Source organism: Myxococcus vastator, assembly GCF_010894475.1.
GTDB classification, from domain to species: domain Bacteria; phylum Myxococcota; class Myxococcia; order Myxococcales; family Myxococcaceae; genus Myxococcus; species Myxococcus vastator.
Genome location: NZ_JAAIYB010000153.1, coordinates 1 through 17,316 on the forward strand (window position 1 = coordinate 1; position 17,316 = coordinate 17,316).

Here is a 17,316-nt window from a genome sequence, read left to right on the forward strand (position 1 = left end):
GGGTGGGCGGGACGCTCGTTCTCGCGCCGGGCTGTCTGAGCGGTGCGCGGAATATCGGCGCCGCGACAACCCCCGTTGGGACGACAGAGGTCGGCGTTTCATTGAACGCGCTGGCCTTCGAGCATGGGAGGGAGCAGGCGTACCTGCCCAGCCCCGAGCTCACCTTTCGCAAGGGCGCTGGCAAGAACTGGGATTGGGGCGGCCGCCTCACGTTGCTGGGCCTGGAGCTCGGAACACGGCACCGGCTCATCGAGCAGTCCCGGTGGACGTGGTCCGTCGCTCCGAGCGCTGGAGTCTGGTACGTGCCCGTCACCAACAACTCCACGGAGCCCGTCAATCTCCGGCTCGGCGCGCAGACCCTGCTCGACTTTCGGCTGAGTCGCGCGTTGACGCTGACCGGTGGCGCATCGCTGACGGGCGCCTTCGCGGGACCGCTCACCGCCTTTCAAGGGCGGTTCAATGGCGCGAACCTGCTGCTCTCACCGGGGGGCTCCCTGGGGATTGGGGTTCGCTTGAGCCCGTCCCTCGAAGTGCGCGCGGAGGGGGGCCTTGAGTTTCCCCTGGGCCTCAGGGGCGGGAGCCGCCCGCCCACCGGCCATGCCGGGCTGACCTTCCGCTGGAGCCGTACCGACCGTCGATGACGGTGTACGCACCACCAGGGCCGCCCGGAGCGGCCCTGGTGACACGCGCTTCAACTCACTGCATGTTGGTGACGATCTGCGTCTGACACGTCACCGGGTCGATGATCGACTGGGCCGCGTCGACGGTGCAGACGGCGCCGCCGTAGGTCCCGAAGAAGACCTGCGCGGAGCAGGCTCCGGCGACGTCAGAGACCTCCACGCGCCAGACACAGGTCTTCGAGCCGGAAGGATTCGCCGGGTCGACCGTGTAGTAGTACTGCTGGACAACCATCGGCGTGGGGGCGGGGGCGCTGACCTGGAACCCACCATAGGTGCCGGTGGGCACGGGGTGGGTGTTCCAGATGCCATTGAACGTGCCCGTCAGGATCTGGAGGCCCAGGGTGAGGTCGACGCCGGTCTGGTTGAGGACGAAGAAGTCTTCAATGGCAGGGCCAATGGCCTCCACCGAGGGACCCTTCCGCACGGGGATCTGCACCACGCCCTCACGGACGCTGACGTACTCGCCACGCTGGGTGAGGAAGTCGGGAAAGTCGTATTCGAGCTGCCCGGCGAAAGCGAGCGACGGGGTGAGAGACAGCAGCGAGCCAGCCAGGAAACGCTTCACGTTCCGCGTCATGGACTACTCCTGTGTTGTTTATGCGGGGTTGGCCGAAGCCAATGCCTTACTAGCACTGGTCTTGAATTGATTTCAAATCCAAACTAGCAAAACCGGCAATCCAGTGAATGTGGATGATTGCGGCCCGGGTGTGGCGCACGCCATTGGGATGTCAGACTAAGGGGTTTCCGCTGGGGCAAGGCAGACTTGCGGCGGGTCATGCGCGCCGCATGCCCTGGCAACCCCACGCCGCCCACGCCGTCGGCATACATGGGCTACGAGGACTGCAAGACGGCTTTTCCTCGCGGCTTGGCCGTGGCCACCGCTCAACACAGGCCGAGTCGTCCCGCACGCGGACGTCTTCCACCAGACCTTTACGCAGGGTGGACGCTCCCAGCCCTGTCTCGATATGATTTCAACTACAAATTCGAAACATTTCTCACGACAAGGAGCCCTAGATGGCGCTGTCTCGTTGGGTCGTTGGAATCTCCGCGCTGCTTCTCGGCGCTTGCGGTGGACCGGCTGAGTCGGAGGCCGGGCTTCCCATGGGCGACATGAGCACGGTGGAGCAGCGCGCGGAGGAGCCTGGTGGTGGAACGCGATACGGCCAGCACCGGACCTACTACCGCGAGGCGGCCAAGGTGAACTGGGCGGGGGCGTGGCACGCCGACTGCTCTGGGTACATCGGGCAGTCGGGGCAGGTGACTGCGTATTACACGGACACCTTCTTCATCTGTCCTTAGCGGCAGCGGTGCCGTGGGCCCCGCGGTGCGACCCCGTGGCGAGGTGTCGCTACCCGTTTCTAGCGCAGCGCCGCGAGGGCCGCGCCGACCTTCGCCACCGTCACCGACACGGGCGTCGTCACCTCTGGTGCGAAGATGGCCACGCGGAGCTCCTCGAAGGCCCACCGCAGCTCCTGCGCCGCCACCGGGTCACGCACGGTGGCGCGCCTGGCAAGGAAGGTCTCCCACAGGGGGGTGAAGGGTGCGGCCTTCCCTGCGTCCTTGCCAGGGTTCGCCACCGCACGCGACAGCCGTGCCTGGGCCGCGCGGAGGTAGCGCGGGTAGTGCAGCAGGCGCACGAAGGGAACCCACTCGATGAGGTTCGCGGGGAACAGGTGCCCGAGCTGCGAGCGGAGGTCCCGCACGGCCGCCGCGCCGCTCGGCCCCTTTGATGCCGACTTGAGTGCGGCGAGCGTCGCGGCGAGCTCCGAGGAGGTGACAACGACGGCGTTCGCCCAGTCCCGGGCCGCGCTCTCGATGCGCGGTGAGCCCTCACGGACCAGCGCCTCGAAGGCCTCCTTCGTGCGGGGCAGCGGCGCACCCGGTGCGAGCTTGAACGCATCATCGACGCCGCGTGCGAGGACGAGCACCCGGAAGGCCTCCGCCTGGCCCCGCGCGGGCGGCGCGCCGTCCAGGGACGGGAAGGGCGGCGGCATGCGCGCGGCGCTGACGGCCACGTGTCCTCGCGCGGCGAGCATCAGGAGCCGGCGGACTCCCGTGCGCGTGGCCGCCTCGGCGGCGGCAGAGGTCTCGAGCAGCACCAGGTCCACGGCAGCGCCCCGGTCGACGAGCCCGGGGTAGCTGCGAACCTCGAGCCCGCCGACCCGCCGGGTGACCACGGGGGGCAGCTCGCCGAAGGTCCAGGCCGTCAGCCCCTTGCGCTCCCAGTCCGAAGCCGGTGCCGCGCTGCGCAGCGCCGCCCGTGCACGTCCGCCATGCTGCTCAAGCAGCGCGTCAGCATCGCGGCTCCGCGCGAGCTCCTTTCCCCGCTCGTCGAGCACCCGGAGCGTGATGCGCAGGTACGGCACCACGGCATCCGCCCGGAGGGACTCCTCGGGCACGTCCACGCCGCACAGCCGGGACACCGCACGCGCGAGCGCTGGAATCATCGGCCCGCGGAAGGGCACCAGCTCCTTCTCGAGACGGTCGACCAGTGCCGGCAACGGCCCCAGCTGCTTGCGCTGGGCGCGGGGGACCTGTTCGAGCAGGGCGGTGAGCTTCTCCCGCTGCCACCCGGGGATGGTCCAGTCGAGCTCACCTGGGACGAGCTGGGCGAGCAGCAGCAGCGGCACGCTCAGGGTGATGCCGTCGTCCTCGGCCGAGGGGTCGAAGGTGTACGTCACCGGCACGGACGCGCCGTGCAGGGTGATGGCGTCCGGGTAGTGCGCCGGGGACAGGTCCGGGTCGTGCGAGAGGGCGTCCTCCATCGAGAGGACGAGCACGCCGGGGTCGGCCGCCTCGGCCTTTCGGCGCCAGACCTCGAAGCCCGCTCCGTCCGTCACGTCCTCCGGGAGGCGCCGGTCAAAGAACGTCAGCAGCGCCTCGCTGTCGAGCAGCTCGCTGCGCCGGGCCTTGTCCCGCAGGCGCGCCACGCGCTCGAGCACCTGACGGTTCTTCTCCTGGAACGCCCCCCGGGTGCGGTACTCGCCGCGCACCAGGGCATGATCGAGGAACATCAGCCGTGCCCGGGCGGGGTCCATGCTGGCCAGGGCCACGGGGCGCTCCTTGAACACCTGAAGCCCGAAGAGGGTCGCGTTCTCCTTCACCACGGCGCGCGCGGACTTCTCCGACCAGTGCGGTTCGGAGTAGCTGCGCTTGAGCAGGTGGGGGGCCGCCGCCGCGAGCCACTCCGGGTCGAGCTTCGCTACGGTGCGCGCGAACAGCTGGGACGTCTCCACGAGCTCGAACGCCATCACCCAGGCAGCGGGCTTCTTCGCGAGCGCCGACGAGGGGTGAACCATGAAGCGCGTCTGCTTCGCGCCCGTATAGTGGCGCTGCTCCGGATTCCACTGGCCGATGCGGGACAGGAGCCCGGTGAGGAGGGCCTGGTGCAGGACGTCCCCGCGCGCCGGGGCGCCCCGGCCCTTGCGCGGCAGGCGCAGCTCGCGGACGGTCTCCTCGAGCTGGCGCTGGACATCCCGCCACTCGCGCACCCGAAGGAAGGACAGGAAGTTGTCCCGGCACACGCGCCGCAGATGGGACGTCCCCCGGCCCTCGGCCTCGCGCACGAACGCCCACAGCTTGAGGAGCCCCGTGAAGTCAGAGTGCTCGTCACGGAAGCGCCGGTGCAGCTCGTCCGCCTTCTGCGCGGCCTCGCGTGGCCGCTCGCGCGGGTCCTGCAGATTGAGCGCCGCGGCGACGATGAGCACCTCGTCCAGGCACCCGTACTCGGCGCCGGCGAGAATCATCCGCGCGATGCGCGGGTCCACCGGGAAGCGCGCGAGCTGGTGCCCGAGCGGCGTCAAGGTGCGCTCCTTGCCCTCGATGGCCCCGAGCTCCTCGAGCACCCGCCAGCCCTCGGCGATGGCCTTCGGCTGGGGCGGGTCGAGGAAGGGGAAGTCCTCGACGTCACCGAGGCCCAGGGACTTCATCCGCAGGATGACCCCAGCGAGCCCGGTGCGCTTGATTTCGGGGTCGGTGAAGGCGGGCCGCGTGGTGAAGCTCGCCTCGTCGTAGAGGCGCACGCAGATGCCCTCGCGCACGCGGCCGCAGCGCCCTTTGCGCTGGTCGGCGCTGGCCTGGGAGACGGGCTCGATGTGCAGGCGCGTGGTGCCCGAGCGCGGCTCGTAGCGCGACAGGCGCGCCACCCCCGTGTCCACGACGTACACGATGCCCGGGATGGTGACCGACGTCTCCGCGACGTTGGTGGCGAGGATGACCCGGCGCTGGGGGATGGTGGCGAAGACGCGCGACTGCTCGGCGGCCGACAGGCGCGCATAGAGGGGCTGCACCACCGTGTCGCGGAGCTCGCGCGCGTTCAGGGCATTCTCGGCCTCGCGGATCTCCCGCTCCCCGGGGAGGAACACGAGGACGTCCCCGTCCGGGTCGAGCGAGAGCACGTCCGCCACCGCATCGGCGACGGAGTCGGCGAGCTCGGCGTCCTCGGGAGGCGGCTCGTAGAGCACGTCCACCGGAAAGGTACGGCCCTCCACCTGGATGACCGGCGCCCCCCCGAAGAACCGCGAGAAGCGCTCCGTCTCAATGGTGGCCGAGCTCACCACCACCTTGAGGTCGGGGCGTCTGGGGAGGATGCGCTTGAGCCACCCGAGCAGGAAGTCGATGGTGAGGCTGCGCTCGTGGGCCTCGTCGAGCACGATGGTGTCGTAGCGGCGCAGGAGCGGGTCGCTGTGAATCTGCGCGAGCAGCACGCCGTCGGTCATGAACTTCACGGCCGTCTGCCGGGACGAGCGGTCCTCGAAGCGAATCTGGTAGCCGACGTCCGTGCCCAGCTCCGTGCCGAGCTCGCGTGCCACGCGCGCCGCCACGCTCGTCGCGGCGATACGCCGGGGCTGGGTGACGCCAATCTGGCGCGGGCGGCCGCGTCCCATGGCGAGCAGGACTTTCGGCAGCTGCGTCGTCTTCCCCGAGCCGGTGGCCCCCGCGACAATGACCACCTGATGGGCGGCGATGGCCGCTGTGATGTCCTCCACCCGGCTCGAGATGGGGAGCTCGGGAGGGAAGTGCAGGGTGGGTGAGCCGCCGGAGGTGGGAACGGGTGAGTCGCCGGACATGGCAGCAGGGCCTATCACTGAAGCGCGCGCCGGGGAACACGAGGTGATGGGCGCGCCAGGTCGAGTAACGCGCCGCAGTGACGCGGGCGGGGATGCGTGCGCTCATCCTGAAGGCAGTGGGGCCTCGTGAATGGGTATCTTCTCAAGCGCATGGCACGAACGAACCGGCGTGATGGCACCCCCGTACTCCTGGCCTCTGGCTCCCAGGCTCCTTTGACGCCAGTCCCGCTGACCGGTGGGGCTGACGGGACCTTTCAGGAGGCGTTCCTCCAGGAGCTCATGTTCGAGCACCCCGAAGTTCTGCCGGTCGCCGAAATCGAGGGCGCCATCGAGGGGCTCATCTCCGTGTGCCGGGAGATGCGAACCCCGCGCGGCTTCATCGACAACCTGTTCATCACCGCGGACGGACAGGTTGTCATCGCGGAAGCCAAGCTATGGCGAAACCCCCAGGCCCGGCGGGAGGTCGTCGCCCAGGCACTGGACTATGCGAGTTGCCTGTTCCGCATGAGCTACGCTGAGTTCGAAGCCGCTGCCCTGGGCGGCCAGCTCCGAGGAGGGCAGAAGCCGCAGCGCCTCTGGGAGGTGGTGCCGGAAGCGCTGCGGCTGCCGGAGCCCGAGTTCATCGACGCGGTCAGCCGGAACTTGAAGCGCGGGCGCATCCTGGTCCTGGTCGTCGGTGACGGAATTCGCGAGGGCACGGAGCAATTGATTGAGGTGCTTCAGCTTCATGCGGGCTTCCGCTTCACGTTCGCGCTCGTCGAGCTGTCGGTGTTCCTGCTGCCCGGAGGGCAGGGCCGCCTCGTCATTCCTCGGACCCTCTTGCGCACGCAGATGGTCGAGCGTGGAGTCGTGCGAATCGAGGACGGGCACGTCACCGTGGCGCCTGTGGTTCCGGCGTCGGCGGTGCTGGAAGTGAACCGTTTCTCCGGAAACATCAGCGCGGAGGAGTTCTTCGACACGATGCGGGCGCGGGACCCGAAGCTGCCGGAGCAGCTTCAAAGGTTCATCGTCCAGCTCTCCGCCCTGGGGGTATCCGGCGACTTTCGCCGCGCACTCAGCCTCAAGTGGGAGGCGCCGGATGGCAGGACCGTGAACCTTGGCATCATCCAGCGGGATGGGCAGGTCTGGACGAATGAGGCCGGCATGGGGAGCACGGAGGACTTCGGGAGGCGTTACAGCGAGGCGCTCGCCTCCGCGTGGGGTGGAACGGCCGCCGCCATGCCCTGGGGCGCTCACACGAAGTGGCAGGTGCGACTCGACGGAAAGACCCCGCGCATCGAATCAATCGCGGGCCGCCTGGATGCCTGGGCCGAGGTCCTTCGCACGCAGCTTCCACAGCTCGCGGCCCAGACGAAGGAATCGTAGGCGCGCTGGGGGCGACGAAGTGCGTCGCTTCCTTTCCTTCAGGTTGAGGTGCGTCCAGCGGCCTGGCGAACGCTTTGCCTAACACCATAAGTTGCATTCTGGGGGCGGCTCATTGCCTCAATCCCCACTCCTGAGTGGGTTCGATTCGCGACGAGCCCCTTCCTGAAGACATATAGGGAAAGTCTGCGTGACGCTGTAGAGTTTCGCCAATCTGCCGCTCGTCTGGACGTGTCAGTTGCGCGTGCCAGTATTCGCTCTGGTTGCCTTCCCTGGGGGCGGAGGTGAGGAATGCGTGCTTGTTATTGGGTCTTTTGCGTCGTCCTCGTTGTCATGGGTTGCACCGGGGTTGACTCGTCATCTCGCAGAGACACATTCCAGCAACGCGCTGGACTCCCTGGAGAGGGGCGGACGGAGGCGCGCGAGTCCGCCGACCGGGGGCATCCAGAGGACGCAACGGAGGGGCCTCCCAGAACACTGCGTTTCCGCCGCTCTCCGTTGATGGGAGAGACCTTCCTTGGGGATCGTTCCCAACGAGGGGCGGAAAGCGATTCGTTCGCCGCGTTGCTTCGCACCGCAGGGCTGGACGAGCGAGACGCGCGTCCCATATCGGGAAGCGCACTCACTCCAACCCAGGCTGCACGGCTCCTCGAAACGCTATTGGGCAAGGACGTGTCACTGGGGCAGTTCCCGGCACGCCTCGCGGTGGGCTTCATGCTGCGGGAGGTGTTGGCCACAGGAGAGGTGTCGCGGGCCGAGTTGGAGCGTCGGGTGGCGCGCTTCGATCATCTTGCGGTGCTCCGGCCTGACGGATGCCTCGCGTGGGTGCGCAGCGGGAGAACGCAGCAACGGGTGGCGCCTGTCGAATGGCGGGATGGCGCCTTCCGGTCCCGTGGCTTCGAACTGGGCCGCTTCTACGACGGGCGCACGGGGGTTTTCCGGTTGCTCAATGACGAGTTGCAGGAGGTCAGCGGCTTCCCTCTGGCGGACGTCCACGACGATGCCGACGTCATCAGCCGCACGTTGGACGGGGCGGAAGAGGCCTTCGTTGGGCTGGCGCTGGCGGTAGGGAGGTTTTTCTCGACTTCGCCAGCGGACAACCTCGCGGCACTCCAACAACTGCCAGCCGCCGTCGTGGCGTTGCTGGAGTCGTCGCCCGAGTACCTGGAGCGCTTCCGGTACATGACCAGGGGCGAGCAGGTGCAGGCTGTCTCAAAACTGGTAGCGAACCTCATCGCCACGTGGGGCACGGTGTCCGCCGCTACGCGCACGCTGGAGGGAACAGTCCTCGCCACGGCGGAAGTTCCAGCGCTCGTGCTGTCCGCCGAGGGCACACTCGCCATGCGAATCGCGGCGGTGCCTGTAGGGCGTGCGGCGGCGGTACTGAGTGGCGGACCTGGAGCCGCCATCGTTTTTCAGCGAGCAGGGGAGGTGAGCAATTCGGGGGCGACGCCTCCCTCGGGCCCTGCCGGCGTGAAATCCTACTCGTCGTTCAAGTCCTTCAAACGAGCGATGGGGCCCGCAGGACAAGGGAAGGAATGGCATCACATCGTCGAGCAGACGGATGGAAACGCGGCGCGGTTCGGCCCGAAGTCGCTCCACAACACGGAGAACATCATCGCGCTCGACAAGAACCTTCACACCAGGGTCAGCGCGTTCTATTCGTCGATCCAGCGGTTTTCAGGAGGCAAGACCGTGCGAGAATGGCTGCGGGCACAGTCCTATGAAGCCCAGCGCGAGTTCGGACTGAAACTCCTTCGCGATTTCGGAGCCTCCCCTTGATGAAGACGTCGCTGGAGAAGCTCTCTCTTCAGGACCTGGCCTCGATGTACGAAGAGATCGCAGCGGCACATGGTCAGGCGAGCGAGATGGGTGACCATCGGAAGGCCAATGCGCAGTTTCGCCGGATCGATGCAGTTTGGAAGGAGCTTCGAACCCGGAAAAGCGAGGGTTCTGGCGCGCTCTTGAACTTGCTGGGCAGCGCGAATCCCCATGTGCGTGGGTGGGCAGCGTCACATGCCCTAGAGTCAGCTCCCCAGGCGGCTGAAGCCGTACTGGAGCAGCTTGCAAACGGGCCACCGGGCATCGCGAGGTTCAATGCGGAAACGGTGTTGAGTGAGTGGCGAGCGGGTAGGCTGACGTTCGACTGACGGTGTGGGCGCGTTGTGAATTTGTTTCCGGTGCTGAGCAGGCATCCGGACTTCACGTGTCGCGCTACACCGCGCCACGGGGCAACGGTTGTTGCCTGCTCCGTCGCAACGTCACCGCACCGCCAAGGCGTCGCCAAAAACGAACGGGGTTGGACGGTTTGACCCGTCCAACCCCGCGTTTTTACAGTGTCCCCGACGGGATTCGAACCCGTGTTACCGGCTTGAAAGGACTGTTTAATTTAGAGTGAGAGAGTGGGCTTGAAATCTACAGATAACAGCGTTCTAACAGCGGCCGCACCTGGATAGGAGCGAACGCGATGGCGATCAAGGGAGCACGGTGGGTTGGGCGATGGGCTGGTGGGCGTGTACGGGAGTCTCGAGGACGGCAGGTGTGGGTCATCGAGCGCCGGGTCTTCGGAGTGATGAAGTCGATAGCCCTCGACGTCGACTCTGAGCGGGCCGCATTGGCTCAACTCGCACGCTTCGAAGAGGACCCCGCCGCCTACCAGACGAAGAAGCAGGCTGCCCGGCGCAAGGCCGATGCCGACCAGAAGGCCGCATCCGATGCGGTCATTTTGACCCCAGAGCTTCAGAAGGAGTTCATCGAGAGTGCGCGCAAAGAGGGACTCTCCGAGGAGTACGTCAAGCACATCCTCGGGAACTACCTCGCCCACTGGGGCGTGGCACTAGCTGGGCGGGATCTGCGAGGGGTGTCGCTCTTGGAGCTGAAGAAGATGCTCAAGGGGTGGAAGTCTGCCGAGCACCACCGCATCGTGGCCCTGAAGTCGTTCACCTCATGGCTTCGCGAGGAAGGGAAGCTCCACCGAAGCAATGATCCGACGTTGGACCTCCAGGTGCCGCAGGCCCAACCCGAGAAGAGCGTCCGGGTGAAGGGCTACTCCATGGCGGAGGTAGAGTCCGTCTACGCGGAGGTTTCGAGTCAGCTTCTTCGGGATACCCTCTGCTTGCGTGCGAAGGCCGCCATGCACGACACCGAGATTGCGCGTGTGGCGAGAGGTGAGGCCCTCTTGAAAGAAGTCGACGACCCGTGCGGGATCAAGGGGACGGTGACTTTTCTCCACAAGCGGGGCGACGATCACGTCGTCAGTCTTGATGCCCAGGCGTTTGCGGCAGCTCTTCGACTCCAGGCGCGCAAGCGGCCACTCACCCGGGCTCCTGCGCTCGTGATGCTCAAGCGTGCCGCAAGCAGGCTTCGCGAGAAGTGCGCGACGCCCGAAGAGAGGGAGGCGATTCAGGTCATTGAGCCCGGCGCCATTCGGCACAGTTTCTCGAACTGGGCCTCTGACCACGGTGTCCTAGTACGCCCAACGAAGCAGGGACTCCCGGTGGAGGAGGTGGCCGCCGTGATGGGGCATCGGAGCACGAAGACGACGCGAACGTTCTACAAGCGCGTTTTGGTTCCTCCGATGATTCAGCTCCCCCTGAAGCTGGTTCACCCGGAGGACCCGCCCATTGCTTCGCGGACAGCAGACTTGAACGACTCCAACGAGAAGTCCGTGGCTTGAGGTCGTCGACGCGGTCGAGGGGAAGAGGCGGCGTGGTCCTCTTCGCCCTTGATGCAGGCGAGCACCGAGTCGAGTCGTACCGTCGTTTTCTTTCCGAGCTTGGGTGCGCGCTTCAAGCGCCCCTCGGCGAGTAGTTCGAACACGCGAGTCCTCTTACAGAGAAGCAGTTCGGCGGCGCGTTCAATCGTCACTGCGGGGCCATCGAGCCCGGGACCAGTAGGGTGATCGGGCATGGCTACCTCGGGAAGACCTTCCGGGGCGCGAGTCGGCCGATGACGTGAAGGCCGATGCCGACGGCATCCCAAACGTTGTGATGCTTGTCCTGGGCACGCGGGAGCTGCACCCGTAGGTGTTCGTGCGGTAGTTCGCCGAGGCGCGCCTTGATGCGCTCGGCCATAACGTCACCGTCGAGCGTTCCCTTCCACTCGCGCGGCAGGAAGCTGCGCTCACTCGTCGCGCCGAGCCCACCGGCAACCCGGCCGACGACGCCCGCGAGTTCAATCAGGTCGTTCGGGTCGCCCTTACTCTTCCCGGCCGTGTAGACCTGGGGGCACTCGCTCGCGACGGTGACGGAAACAGCCCCGCCAGCGGCCCTGTGTGGCTCCAGGAACGACGAGACGAACGCGGCGACCCCTCCCGCCATGCCCGACCATGCCGCAAGCCCACGGGCCTTCCGCTCGGGATTCGTCGGCATACCCGCCGCGAGCAGCTCGCCCGAGTCCAGGTCGAAGAGCGCGACGCCACATTCGCGAAGCCCGGGGTCGAGCGCGACGAGGAGCTGTCGCGCGGTGGGGGATAGGGTCATCCGTTGCACCAGTCAGGGAAAGGGTTCCCTCCCTAAATGAGTGCGGATTTTGGGCGTGGTTCAGGCCGCGCGCTTCGTGGGTGGCTCCCAGACGAGCAGCCGCCCGGAGCTGTCGCGCACGGTGGCGACGTCCTTCGACATGATGCGGCTCAGCGCGGGCTCAGCTTCGATGGCCGGTGCCAGGTCGGGAGTCGTCTCCTTCATGGCCTCGCGCATCAGGTACGCCTTGCGCTCGGCTGCGTCGTGCATCCGCTGGGCGCCATTGGCGAGCAGCTCGCTAATCAGCTCGTCATGCACCATGAGGACGAGCCGCGAGCCGTAGAGCGGCGAGCGACGGTCGACGTACATCTCGCGGCTGACGCGCCACATGGCGAGCTTGCACCCGACAGCGCCGAGCCCCTGGAATGGCGTGTTGAGAATCTGCGTGTAGCCGCACCCGCCGCGCAGTATGTTCGCGCCCGGAATCATCACGTCGGCGAACCCGCCCCCGTAGGTGCGCGACTTCGCTCGCTGCTGTAGCTCGCGCTGCTCAGGCCACGCGTTGAGCCACTTCGTGTCCAGTTCCTTGGCCACTTCGACGCAGGCCCGGCAGACCATCTTCGGCTTGCGCTGCACGGTGATGACGACGCGCTCGATGCCGCAGACGTCTGCGCGCTTCGCCAGCAGGCAGAAGGAAACCCGGTCCTTCGCGCGTGCGTTGTAGACGAGCGAGCCACCCGTCATCCCGCCGCCCTTGCCGAAGTTGAGAATCTTCGCGAGCTGCCGGAAGGCTACCGCGAGGGGCTCTTTCGCCTTCACCTTGGGAAGCAACTCGTCGTAGCTGGCCCCGAGGAACTCAGCGGCGGCAAGGGTGTGGACGTCGAGCCCACTGTTCAGCGCTTCGGCCATCTTCGAGTAGCCGAGTTCCCAGATGGCCCGTTGAGCCATGGTGCGAAGCTCAAGCCCGCCGTAGTCGACCGAGCAGTAGACGAAGCCGGGGCGGGCCTCGTGGACTTCACGGATGCCGCCCTTCTGCGGGAGCTGCTGGTAGTCGCTCGAAACGCGTGTGGTGCTGACGAGCACGTTGAAGCGCGGATTGATGGGGAGCGAGGTGCCCGCTTCGACGACGTCCAGGTAGGTCGACTTGTACTTGTCGACGCGCCCGCTCTTGCCCAAGTCCTCAAGCAGCGCGTCGCCCGAACCGAGCAGCGTGTCACGGTCGGTCGCGACCTGGCCGTCGGGGAATCGGTCGCTGGGCGCGGTAACGGGAGGCTGCCCGTCATAGGCGGCAGTCACGAGCGCCGCGAGGCGCTTCGAGTCCTTCGAGCCGTCCGCCCGGTAGATGCCTGCCGCCTGGAACTTGGCCCGGTTCTCTCCCCACTCCCGTTCCACCCGCTCCCGCAGGACGGCGACCGAATCACCGTTCGTTCGGAGGCCCCAGATGGAAGCGAGGTGGAGCGCGAAGGCGGCGCGCATCTGCTCGGCTTCGGCATGCAGGTTGCCGCCGTTGGGCGTCTCCCGGGCTACGGCGTCCTGCCGGAAGAAGACGTCGAGCGTGTAGCGGGCATCTCGCTTCGGGTACGCCGCTGCTTCCGTCGGCCAGCGCTCGACAGGCACGCCGTCGAGTTCCGCGTAGCGCAGGCGCCATGCCTTCGGGTTCTTTTTGTCCTCGCTGATGTCGAGCCCGAGATGGCGCTGCACGAGAAGCGCGAGCGGATAGCGGGCGCCTTCGTCATCGTCGAGCTTCCGGCCCGTCGACGGGTCCACGCCGTAGAGCCCCCTCGCGATGTCGATAAGGGCTTCGCGAATCTGGACGCAATGCAGGCGGCCGGCTTCGAGCGCCGCGAAGATGGGCGCCACGAGGCTCGGGTCATCCGCCGCCATCACGCCGAGGTCGTAGGCGAGGTTTGCGCCAACGAGGTGCGTGTCAGGCGCGGCGAGTGCCTCGCGGAAGAACTGCCGGGCTTGGGCCTTGTCCAGCAGTCGTTCGCTGCCTGGAGTTGCCGCCGCGATGCTGCCGCACACGAGAGGGGGCGCGAGCAAGCCGGGCTGAATCGCCCACGTTTCCGTGTCGAAGGACCAGACATTCATGAAGGCTGCCTTTGGGAATGGGAAAGCGGCCCGTGTCGTGGGCCAGCCGCCGACGGAAGCGCGCCGTCAGTTGCCGCCCGGTGTCAGGCGAGGGCGTCGGCGAGCGCGGGGAGCTTGCTCGCCTTGCGCGCGTGCTCGGCCTGGGCGAGCTGCTCGTCGTTCAGCTCGACGTGCGACCAGCGATAGCCGCTGATGACCTTCCCGGCGTGGCCCTCCTTCGCGGGGAGCTGCTTCGGGAAAACCTCGCAGCGAATCAGGAGGTGCGTGCCCGCCTGCCGCTCGTCGAAGAACTTCTTCAGCGCGGCCGGGTTGGCGAACTCGTACTCGTCGGCACCCACGAGCGTCATCAGGAAGGACTTGAAGCGACCGCCGCCGCCCTTCTTCTGGTCGCTCAGGTTCTCGACGTAGTCGACCGTCTCGCCCGGTCGGCTCGGAGTCTCGCCACCCGCGAGGGGCTCGGACTCGCGAACCTTCAGCTCGGCGATGGCGGAGTCGCCCTTGAAGCCCTCCTTCGTGCGGATGACCTCGACTTCGAGCAGGTAGCGACCGAAGCGCGGGTAGCGTCCGCCAGCCGCAGCCTGCGCGGTGGCAATCTTCGTCAGTGCGTTGTTCATGTTACGTGGGCCCTTCGGCTGGGGTTGCGTCGGCGGCGAAATGCGCTGACCCCACGTAAATGCGTGCGGATTTTGGGAGTGGCTCAAGGTCGGAACCGAGGAGTAGTTCGCGGAGTCCATTTCATACAGTCATTGCAACTTACTTGTGAGGAAGGCCCTTCAAATCTGACTCCTTTAGAGCCGGATCGAATTTGAGCAAGCCTGCGTAGAGATGACGACGCTGCGCAGAGTTGTCCCTGTACTGACAGGCTCGTTCCGACGTGACCACCAAAACCTCAGCGATGGCTGATAGGCGCTTGAGTCCTTCCCTTGTTCGGATGGACTGCACTTCCAAGCGGTGGCGCCCTGCCTTGAGGTACTGCGCGCCGACGGCGGCCTGGGCCGTGGCGATGCGTGCGAGTGCTGCGTTGCTCATGTCCCGTGTTTCCATTCGAGTGGCGAGACGTCGGAAGGACATCCTCTCTCTCTGGGGACACTTTATGGATGCGGTTCCGCAGCAGAGGAACTCTGCTTATTGGATCGCACGTGCCGATCGGCGATATGGTGCCTGGAAAATTCTGGTGGGCAGCTTAATGGGGTGGCCAATGAGTGATGAGCAAGGCTCTGTTGTCCGAAAGATGTGGATGGAGATAGAGGCGGGAGAACCTAAGTTTCGGCACCTTTATGAACGTGGATTCGAGATTAATGCGCTTCTTGCTCGTGCGAAGCGCGTGGGTGAATTGGGTTTGGCTTCGGAACTAGAGGTTGAGTCTGCCATATTTTCTCGTCCTATTTCGAGAGAGCCAAACGAGAGCCCTGGGGTCGAGGCGATTTTCGAGACTCCCGAAAGAGTTGAATTGTTGCGTCAAAGGATGCGCAGTCCCTCAGTTGTTGTTCGTGCTATGGCTGCACGCATCCTTTGGAATGTAGATCCAGCATCGAGAAGGATAAGCGGCCAGGTTGCTGTTGAGGGCTTCTTGGGATGGTTTCAGGCGTCGGGTGAACTGGCGATTAGGACTATGGATGGGGCTTGGATGATGCAGGCGCTAGATGTCCTGCGGGCTTCGGTGGAGATGGCTCGCAAGATCAATGCGCGCAATGTTGAACGTCAGATTTGTGAGAAGGTGATGGAGTTTTCAAGCAATGCCTCCCGAGTGGGACTGGGCGGGTGGCTGCATTCGTGTGCATTTGCATTGGCAAAAGTGCATAAGGATGTTCTTGCTGAAGCTGATTTGTCGGAATTGTTCACTGTTCTCGGCGCGCAGATGGAGATAAGTCGGTTGGGGGGGGAATTTCATGTGGAGCGCGTCTTTGCCTCGGCGGCCTTTGAATTGAAACAGGCTGCGAGACTTGCAGTGGATGAGTCTGAGTTTTATTTGGCGGTTGCGCGATCTCTTGAGGAGGAGGCAAGGGTGGCGCCAAGCGCAATGGCGAAAACTCACCTCTTGAAGGAAGCGGTGGATGCTTATCGAAAGGCGCGAAGGGTTGATGATGTTGCTCGTGCTTCCATCGCGTTGGAGCGTGAGAATGCTGCCGTGGGGGCCGAACTTACGCCGTTTACGTTTAGCTTTTCGATGTCGGCGGAGGAGGTTGAGGGAATTATCGGTAGGTTTGATGGTGTTCCCATTGAGGACGCACTTGAGCGCGTTGTTGTAGAGCCCTTTTTCAGGGTGGAGCCGGATGCGATTGCGTTGGAGGCGAAGACGCGGGAGCGGATGACGCCTCTTTTTTCGCTATTGCCGGTTCAAATGCTTGGTCCCGAGAATACGGAATACAGCCCTGTTGATGGCGAGGATCGGCAGAGAATGAGGCTGACGGAGTCTGCGAAAACTTGGCTTATTGTGCCTCTAAATCTACTTGCAGAGGTGTTTAGGCGGCTGCGCATGAGGGGATTGGATGGCGAGTCCATTTTGAAGTTCATGGCGAGAGGGGATGTGTTTGTTGCTTCGGATGAGCCTTTTGTTCGACGGGGAATCCACCACTGGCTAGGTGGGGATCACTTGTCTGCTGTGCATGTGCTGGTTCCTCTTGTAGAAAAGGTTTTGCGAAGAATTTGTCGCAAGGTCGAGCGCCCAACTCTTCGCGTTCAGTCCGATGGTCTTGAACAGGCATCTATTGATACGATTCTCGGTCATCTTGAGGGCAGAATTCCGTCGTCTTTGCATTTTGCGCTTAAGCTGGCTCTCGTTGAGCGAGGCTGGTGGGCGCTCCGGCATACGGTGGCGCACGGTCTTGGGAACGCTGGCTATTTTGACGAGAGAAAGAGTTCGTATGTCGTCTACTTGTTGTTGCGTATGGGGGAGCTCGTTGCCGGGCGTTCGTAGGTGGATAATGTGTTGTGGGGGGGAGTAAACTTGGGTTGGCGTCTTCTCGTCTGAAAAGTTGATGGCTTGTGTCTGCTATTTTCAGACGCTAAGTGGCTGAGTGGTCCCGCTTCGAGGGGCAGGGCTGTGTCTGCTGTCCTGTGATGGTTCAAATTCTTCACATGTTTTATGTTTTTCTTGGCTTGTGGCGAAATGTGAATGAAGGGTATTTCCCTTCTGAGGTGAATTCCCATTCCGGCGCCCAAGCGAATCTGCGCATGGTTGTAATGACGGCTTCCGGAGGAAGTGGTGTGCACGCACCGGCCTCGTATTCGACTAGCTGTTTGTCGAGTTGGACGAGGGCAAGTGCGTCCGAGACATCGTGCTCGGGGATGGGGGGGCGGCTCCCTATTAAACATCCTCCAGATGCAAGGATGGTGCCTTCGTTCACAAAGGCGAGTGCGAACGAAACGACGCCGCCGGCTGAATATTGAGGGTATTGTGCGTGCAGTATTGTTGGGAAGTTTCGTATGATTTTGCGTCGTGTGAGATCGTGTAGTCTGTTGATGATTCTTCGTGTGGGATCTAGGGGAAAGTCCAGTTCGCTACTGGCTATGCTCATGATGTCTGTTGGGAATATGATTTCGTCTGCCGGAATTATTCCGGTGTCGTATGCTTTCTCGATTGATTCGGCGTAGGGCATGAGTGTTGCGAGCCATACGAGAGTGCTGGTGAACTGTTCCATCTTGAGATCAACC

General features: G+C 64.7%; 14 protein-coding genes. 7 read left to right on the plus strand and 7 right to left on the minus strand.

What is annotated here, in order from left to right:
- The first annotated feature begins 2 nt into the window (after positions 1-2).
- Positions 3-641, plus strand: coding sequence for a hypothetical protein (locus tag G4D87_RS16970; RefSeq protein WP_163783115.1), 639 nt, complete (start codon positions 3-5; stop codon positions 639-641).
- 55 nt (positions 642-696) lie between these two features.
- Here G4D87_RS16970 and G4D87_RS16975 read toward each other — a convergent pair whose 3' ends face one another.
- Entirely contained in the window at positions 697-1,257 is a 561-nt protein-coding gene (locus tag G4D87_RS16975; protein WP_163783116.1) for a hypothetical protein, read from the minus strand.
- 437 nt (positions 1,258-1,694) lie between these two features.
- On the opposite strand from G4D87_RS16975, the gene G4D87_RS16980 reads away from it, so the two are divergent.
- On the plus strand, positions 1,695-1,979 hold the full coding sequence (locus tag G4D87_RS16980; RefSeq protein WP_163783117.1) for a hypothetical protein: 285 nt from the start codon (positions 1,695-1,697) through the stop codon (positions 1,977-1,979).
- 59 nt (positions 1,980-2,038) lie between these two features.
- Here the strand turns inward: G4D87_RS16980 and hrpA are convergent, their stop codons facing one another.
- Positions 2,039-5,749, minus strand: coding sequence for an ATP-dependent RNA helicase HrpA (hrpA, locus tag G4D87_RS16985; protein WP_163783118.1), 3,711 nt, complete (start codon positions 5,747-5,749; stop codon positions 2,039-2,041).
- Positions 5,750-6,028: 279 nt separating this feature from the next.
- Between hrpA and G4D87_RS16990 the strand changes: the two genes are divergently transcribed.
- From G4D87_RS16990 to G4D87_RS17005, 4 genes are all read left to right on the plus strand, one after another.
- Positions 6,029-7,114 carry a hypothetical protein gene (locus tag G4D87_RS16990; RefSeq protein ID WP_163783119.1) on the plus strand — a complete coding sequence of 362 codons (1,086 nt, stop codon included), beginning with the start codon at positions 6,029-6,031 and terminating at the stop codon, positions 7,112-7,114.
- Between the two features lie 498 nt (positions 7,115-7,612).
- The gene (locus G4D87_RS16995) at positions 7,613-8,893 is read left to right on the plus strand and encodes a hypothetical protein (protein ID WP_240358338.1); all 1,281 of its coding nucleotides are present in this window, start codon (positions 7,613-7,615) and stop codon (positions 8,891-8,893) included.
- On the plus strand, positions 8,893-9,261 hold the full coding sequence (locus G4D87_RS17000; protein WP_163783120.1) for a DUF2019 domain-containing protein: 369 nt from the start codon (positions 8,893-8,895) through the stop codon (positions 9,259-9,261). The genes G4D87_RS16995 and G4D87_RS17000 overlap by 1 nt, the downstream gene beginning before the upstream one ends.
- 389 nt (positions 9,262-9,650) lie before the next feature.
- A complete protein-coding gene (locus G4D87_RS17005) occupies positions 9,651-10,787 on the plus strand; it encodes a site-specific integrase (RefSeq protein ID WP_163783121.1) in 1,137 nt (378 codons plus the stop codon).
- Positions 10,788-11,022: 235 nt separating this feature from the next.
- Here the strand turns inward: G4D87_RS17005 and G4D87_RS17010 are convergent, their stop codons facing one another.
- The 4 genes from G4D87_RS17010 to G4D87_RS17025 all read right to left on the minus strand — a co-directional run bounded on the left by G4D87_RS17010 (position 11,023) and on the right by G4D87_RS17025 (position 14,691).
- The gene (locus G4D87_RS17010; RefSeq protein WP_163783122.1) at positions 11,023-11,592 is read right to left on the minus strand and encodes a hypothetical protein; all 570 of its coding nucleotides are present in this window, start codon (positions 11,590-11,592) and stop codon (positions 11,023-11,025) included.
- A gap of 60 nt (positions 11,593-11,652) precedes the next feature.
- The gene (locus G4D87_RS17015) at positions 11,653-13,662 is read right to left on the minus strand and encodes a DNA polymerase I (protein WP_163783123.1); all 2,010 of its coding nucleotides are present in this window, start codon (positions 13,660-13,662) and stop codon (positions 11,653-11,655) included.
- Between the two features lie 83 nt (positions 13,663-13,745).
- Complete coding sequence (locus G4D87_RS17020) at positions 13,746-14,276, minus strand: hypothetical protein (protein WP_163783124.1); 531 nt, start codon at positions 14,274-14,276, stop codon at positions 13,746-13,748.
- 139 nt (positions 14,277-14,415) lie between these two features.
- Positions 14,416-14,691 carry a hypothetical protein gene (locus G4D87_RS17025; RefSeq protein ID WP_163783114.1) on the minus strand — a complete coding sequence of 92 codons (276 nt, stop codon included), beginning with the start codon at positions 14,689-14,691 and terminating at the stop codon, positions 14,416-14,418.
- On the opposite strand from G4D87_RS17025, the gene G4D87_RS17030 reads away from it, so the two are divergent.
- Complete coding sequence (locus tag G4D87_RS17030) at positions 14,690-16,579, plus strand: hypothetical protein (protein ID WP_163783125.1); 1,890 nt, start codon at positions 14,690-14,692, stop codon at positions 16,577-16,579. The genes G4D87_RS17025 and G4D87_RS17030 overlap by 2 nt on opposite strands.
- Before the next feature lie 166 nt (positions 16,580-16,745).
- On the opposite strand, the gene G4D87_RS17035 is transcribed toward G4D87_RS17030, so the two are convergent.
- The coding region (locus G4D87_RS17035; protein ID WP_205507615.1) for a hypothetical protein at positions 16,746-17,316 on the minus strand (571 nt) is incomplete at its 5' end.

Bases quoted from the DNA above. Each gene is read 5' to 3' on its own strand.
- G4D87_RS16975 (WP_163783116.1), bottom strand. From the start codon at position 1,257: ATGACGCGGAACGTGAAGCGTTTCCTGGCTGGCTCGCTGCTGTCTCTC.
- G4D87_RS17015 (WP_163783123.1), bottom strand. From the start codon at position 13,662: ATGAATGTCTGGTCCTTCGACACGGAAACGTGGGCGATTCAGCCCGGC.
- G4D87_RS17020 (WP_163783124.1), bottom strand. From the start codon at position 14,276: ATGAACAACGCACTGACGAAGATTGCCACCGCGCAGGCTGCGGCTGGC.
- G4D87_RS17010 (WP_163783122.1), bottom strand. From the start codon at position 11,592: ATGACCCTATCCCCCACCGCGCGACAGCTCCTCGTCGCGCTCGACCCC.
- G4D87_RS16980 (WP_163783117.1), top strand. From the start codon at position 1,695: ATGGCGCTGTCTCGTTGGGTCGTTGGAATCTCCGCGCTGCTTCTCGGC.
- G4D87_RS16995 (WP_240358338.1), top strand. From the start codon at position 7,613: ATGGGAGAGACCTTCCTTGGGGATCGTTCCCAACGAGGGGCGGAAAGC.
- hrpA (WP_163783118.1), bottom strand. From the start codon at position 5,749: ATGTCCGGCGACTCACCCGTTCCCACCTCCGGCGGCTCACCCACCCTG.
- G4D87_RS17030 (WP_163783125.1), top strand. From the start codon at position 14,690: ATGTCCCGTGTTTCCATTCGAGTGGCGAGACGTCGGAAGGACATCCTC.
- G4D87_RS16990 (WP_163783119.1), top strand. From the start codon at position 6,029: ATGTTCGAGCACCCCGAAGTTCTGCCGGTCGCCGAAATCGAGGGCGCC.
- G4D87_RS17000 (WP_163783120.1), top strand. From the start codon at position 8,893: ATGAAGACGTCGCTGGAGAAGCTCTCTCTTCAGGACCTGGCCTCGATG.
- G4D87_RS17025 (WP_163783114.1), bottom strand. From the start codon at position 14,691: ATGAGCAACGCAGCACTCGCACGCATCGCCACGGCCCAGGCCGCCGTC.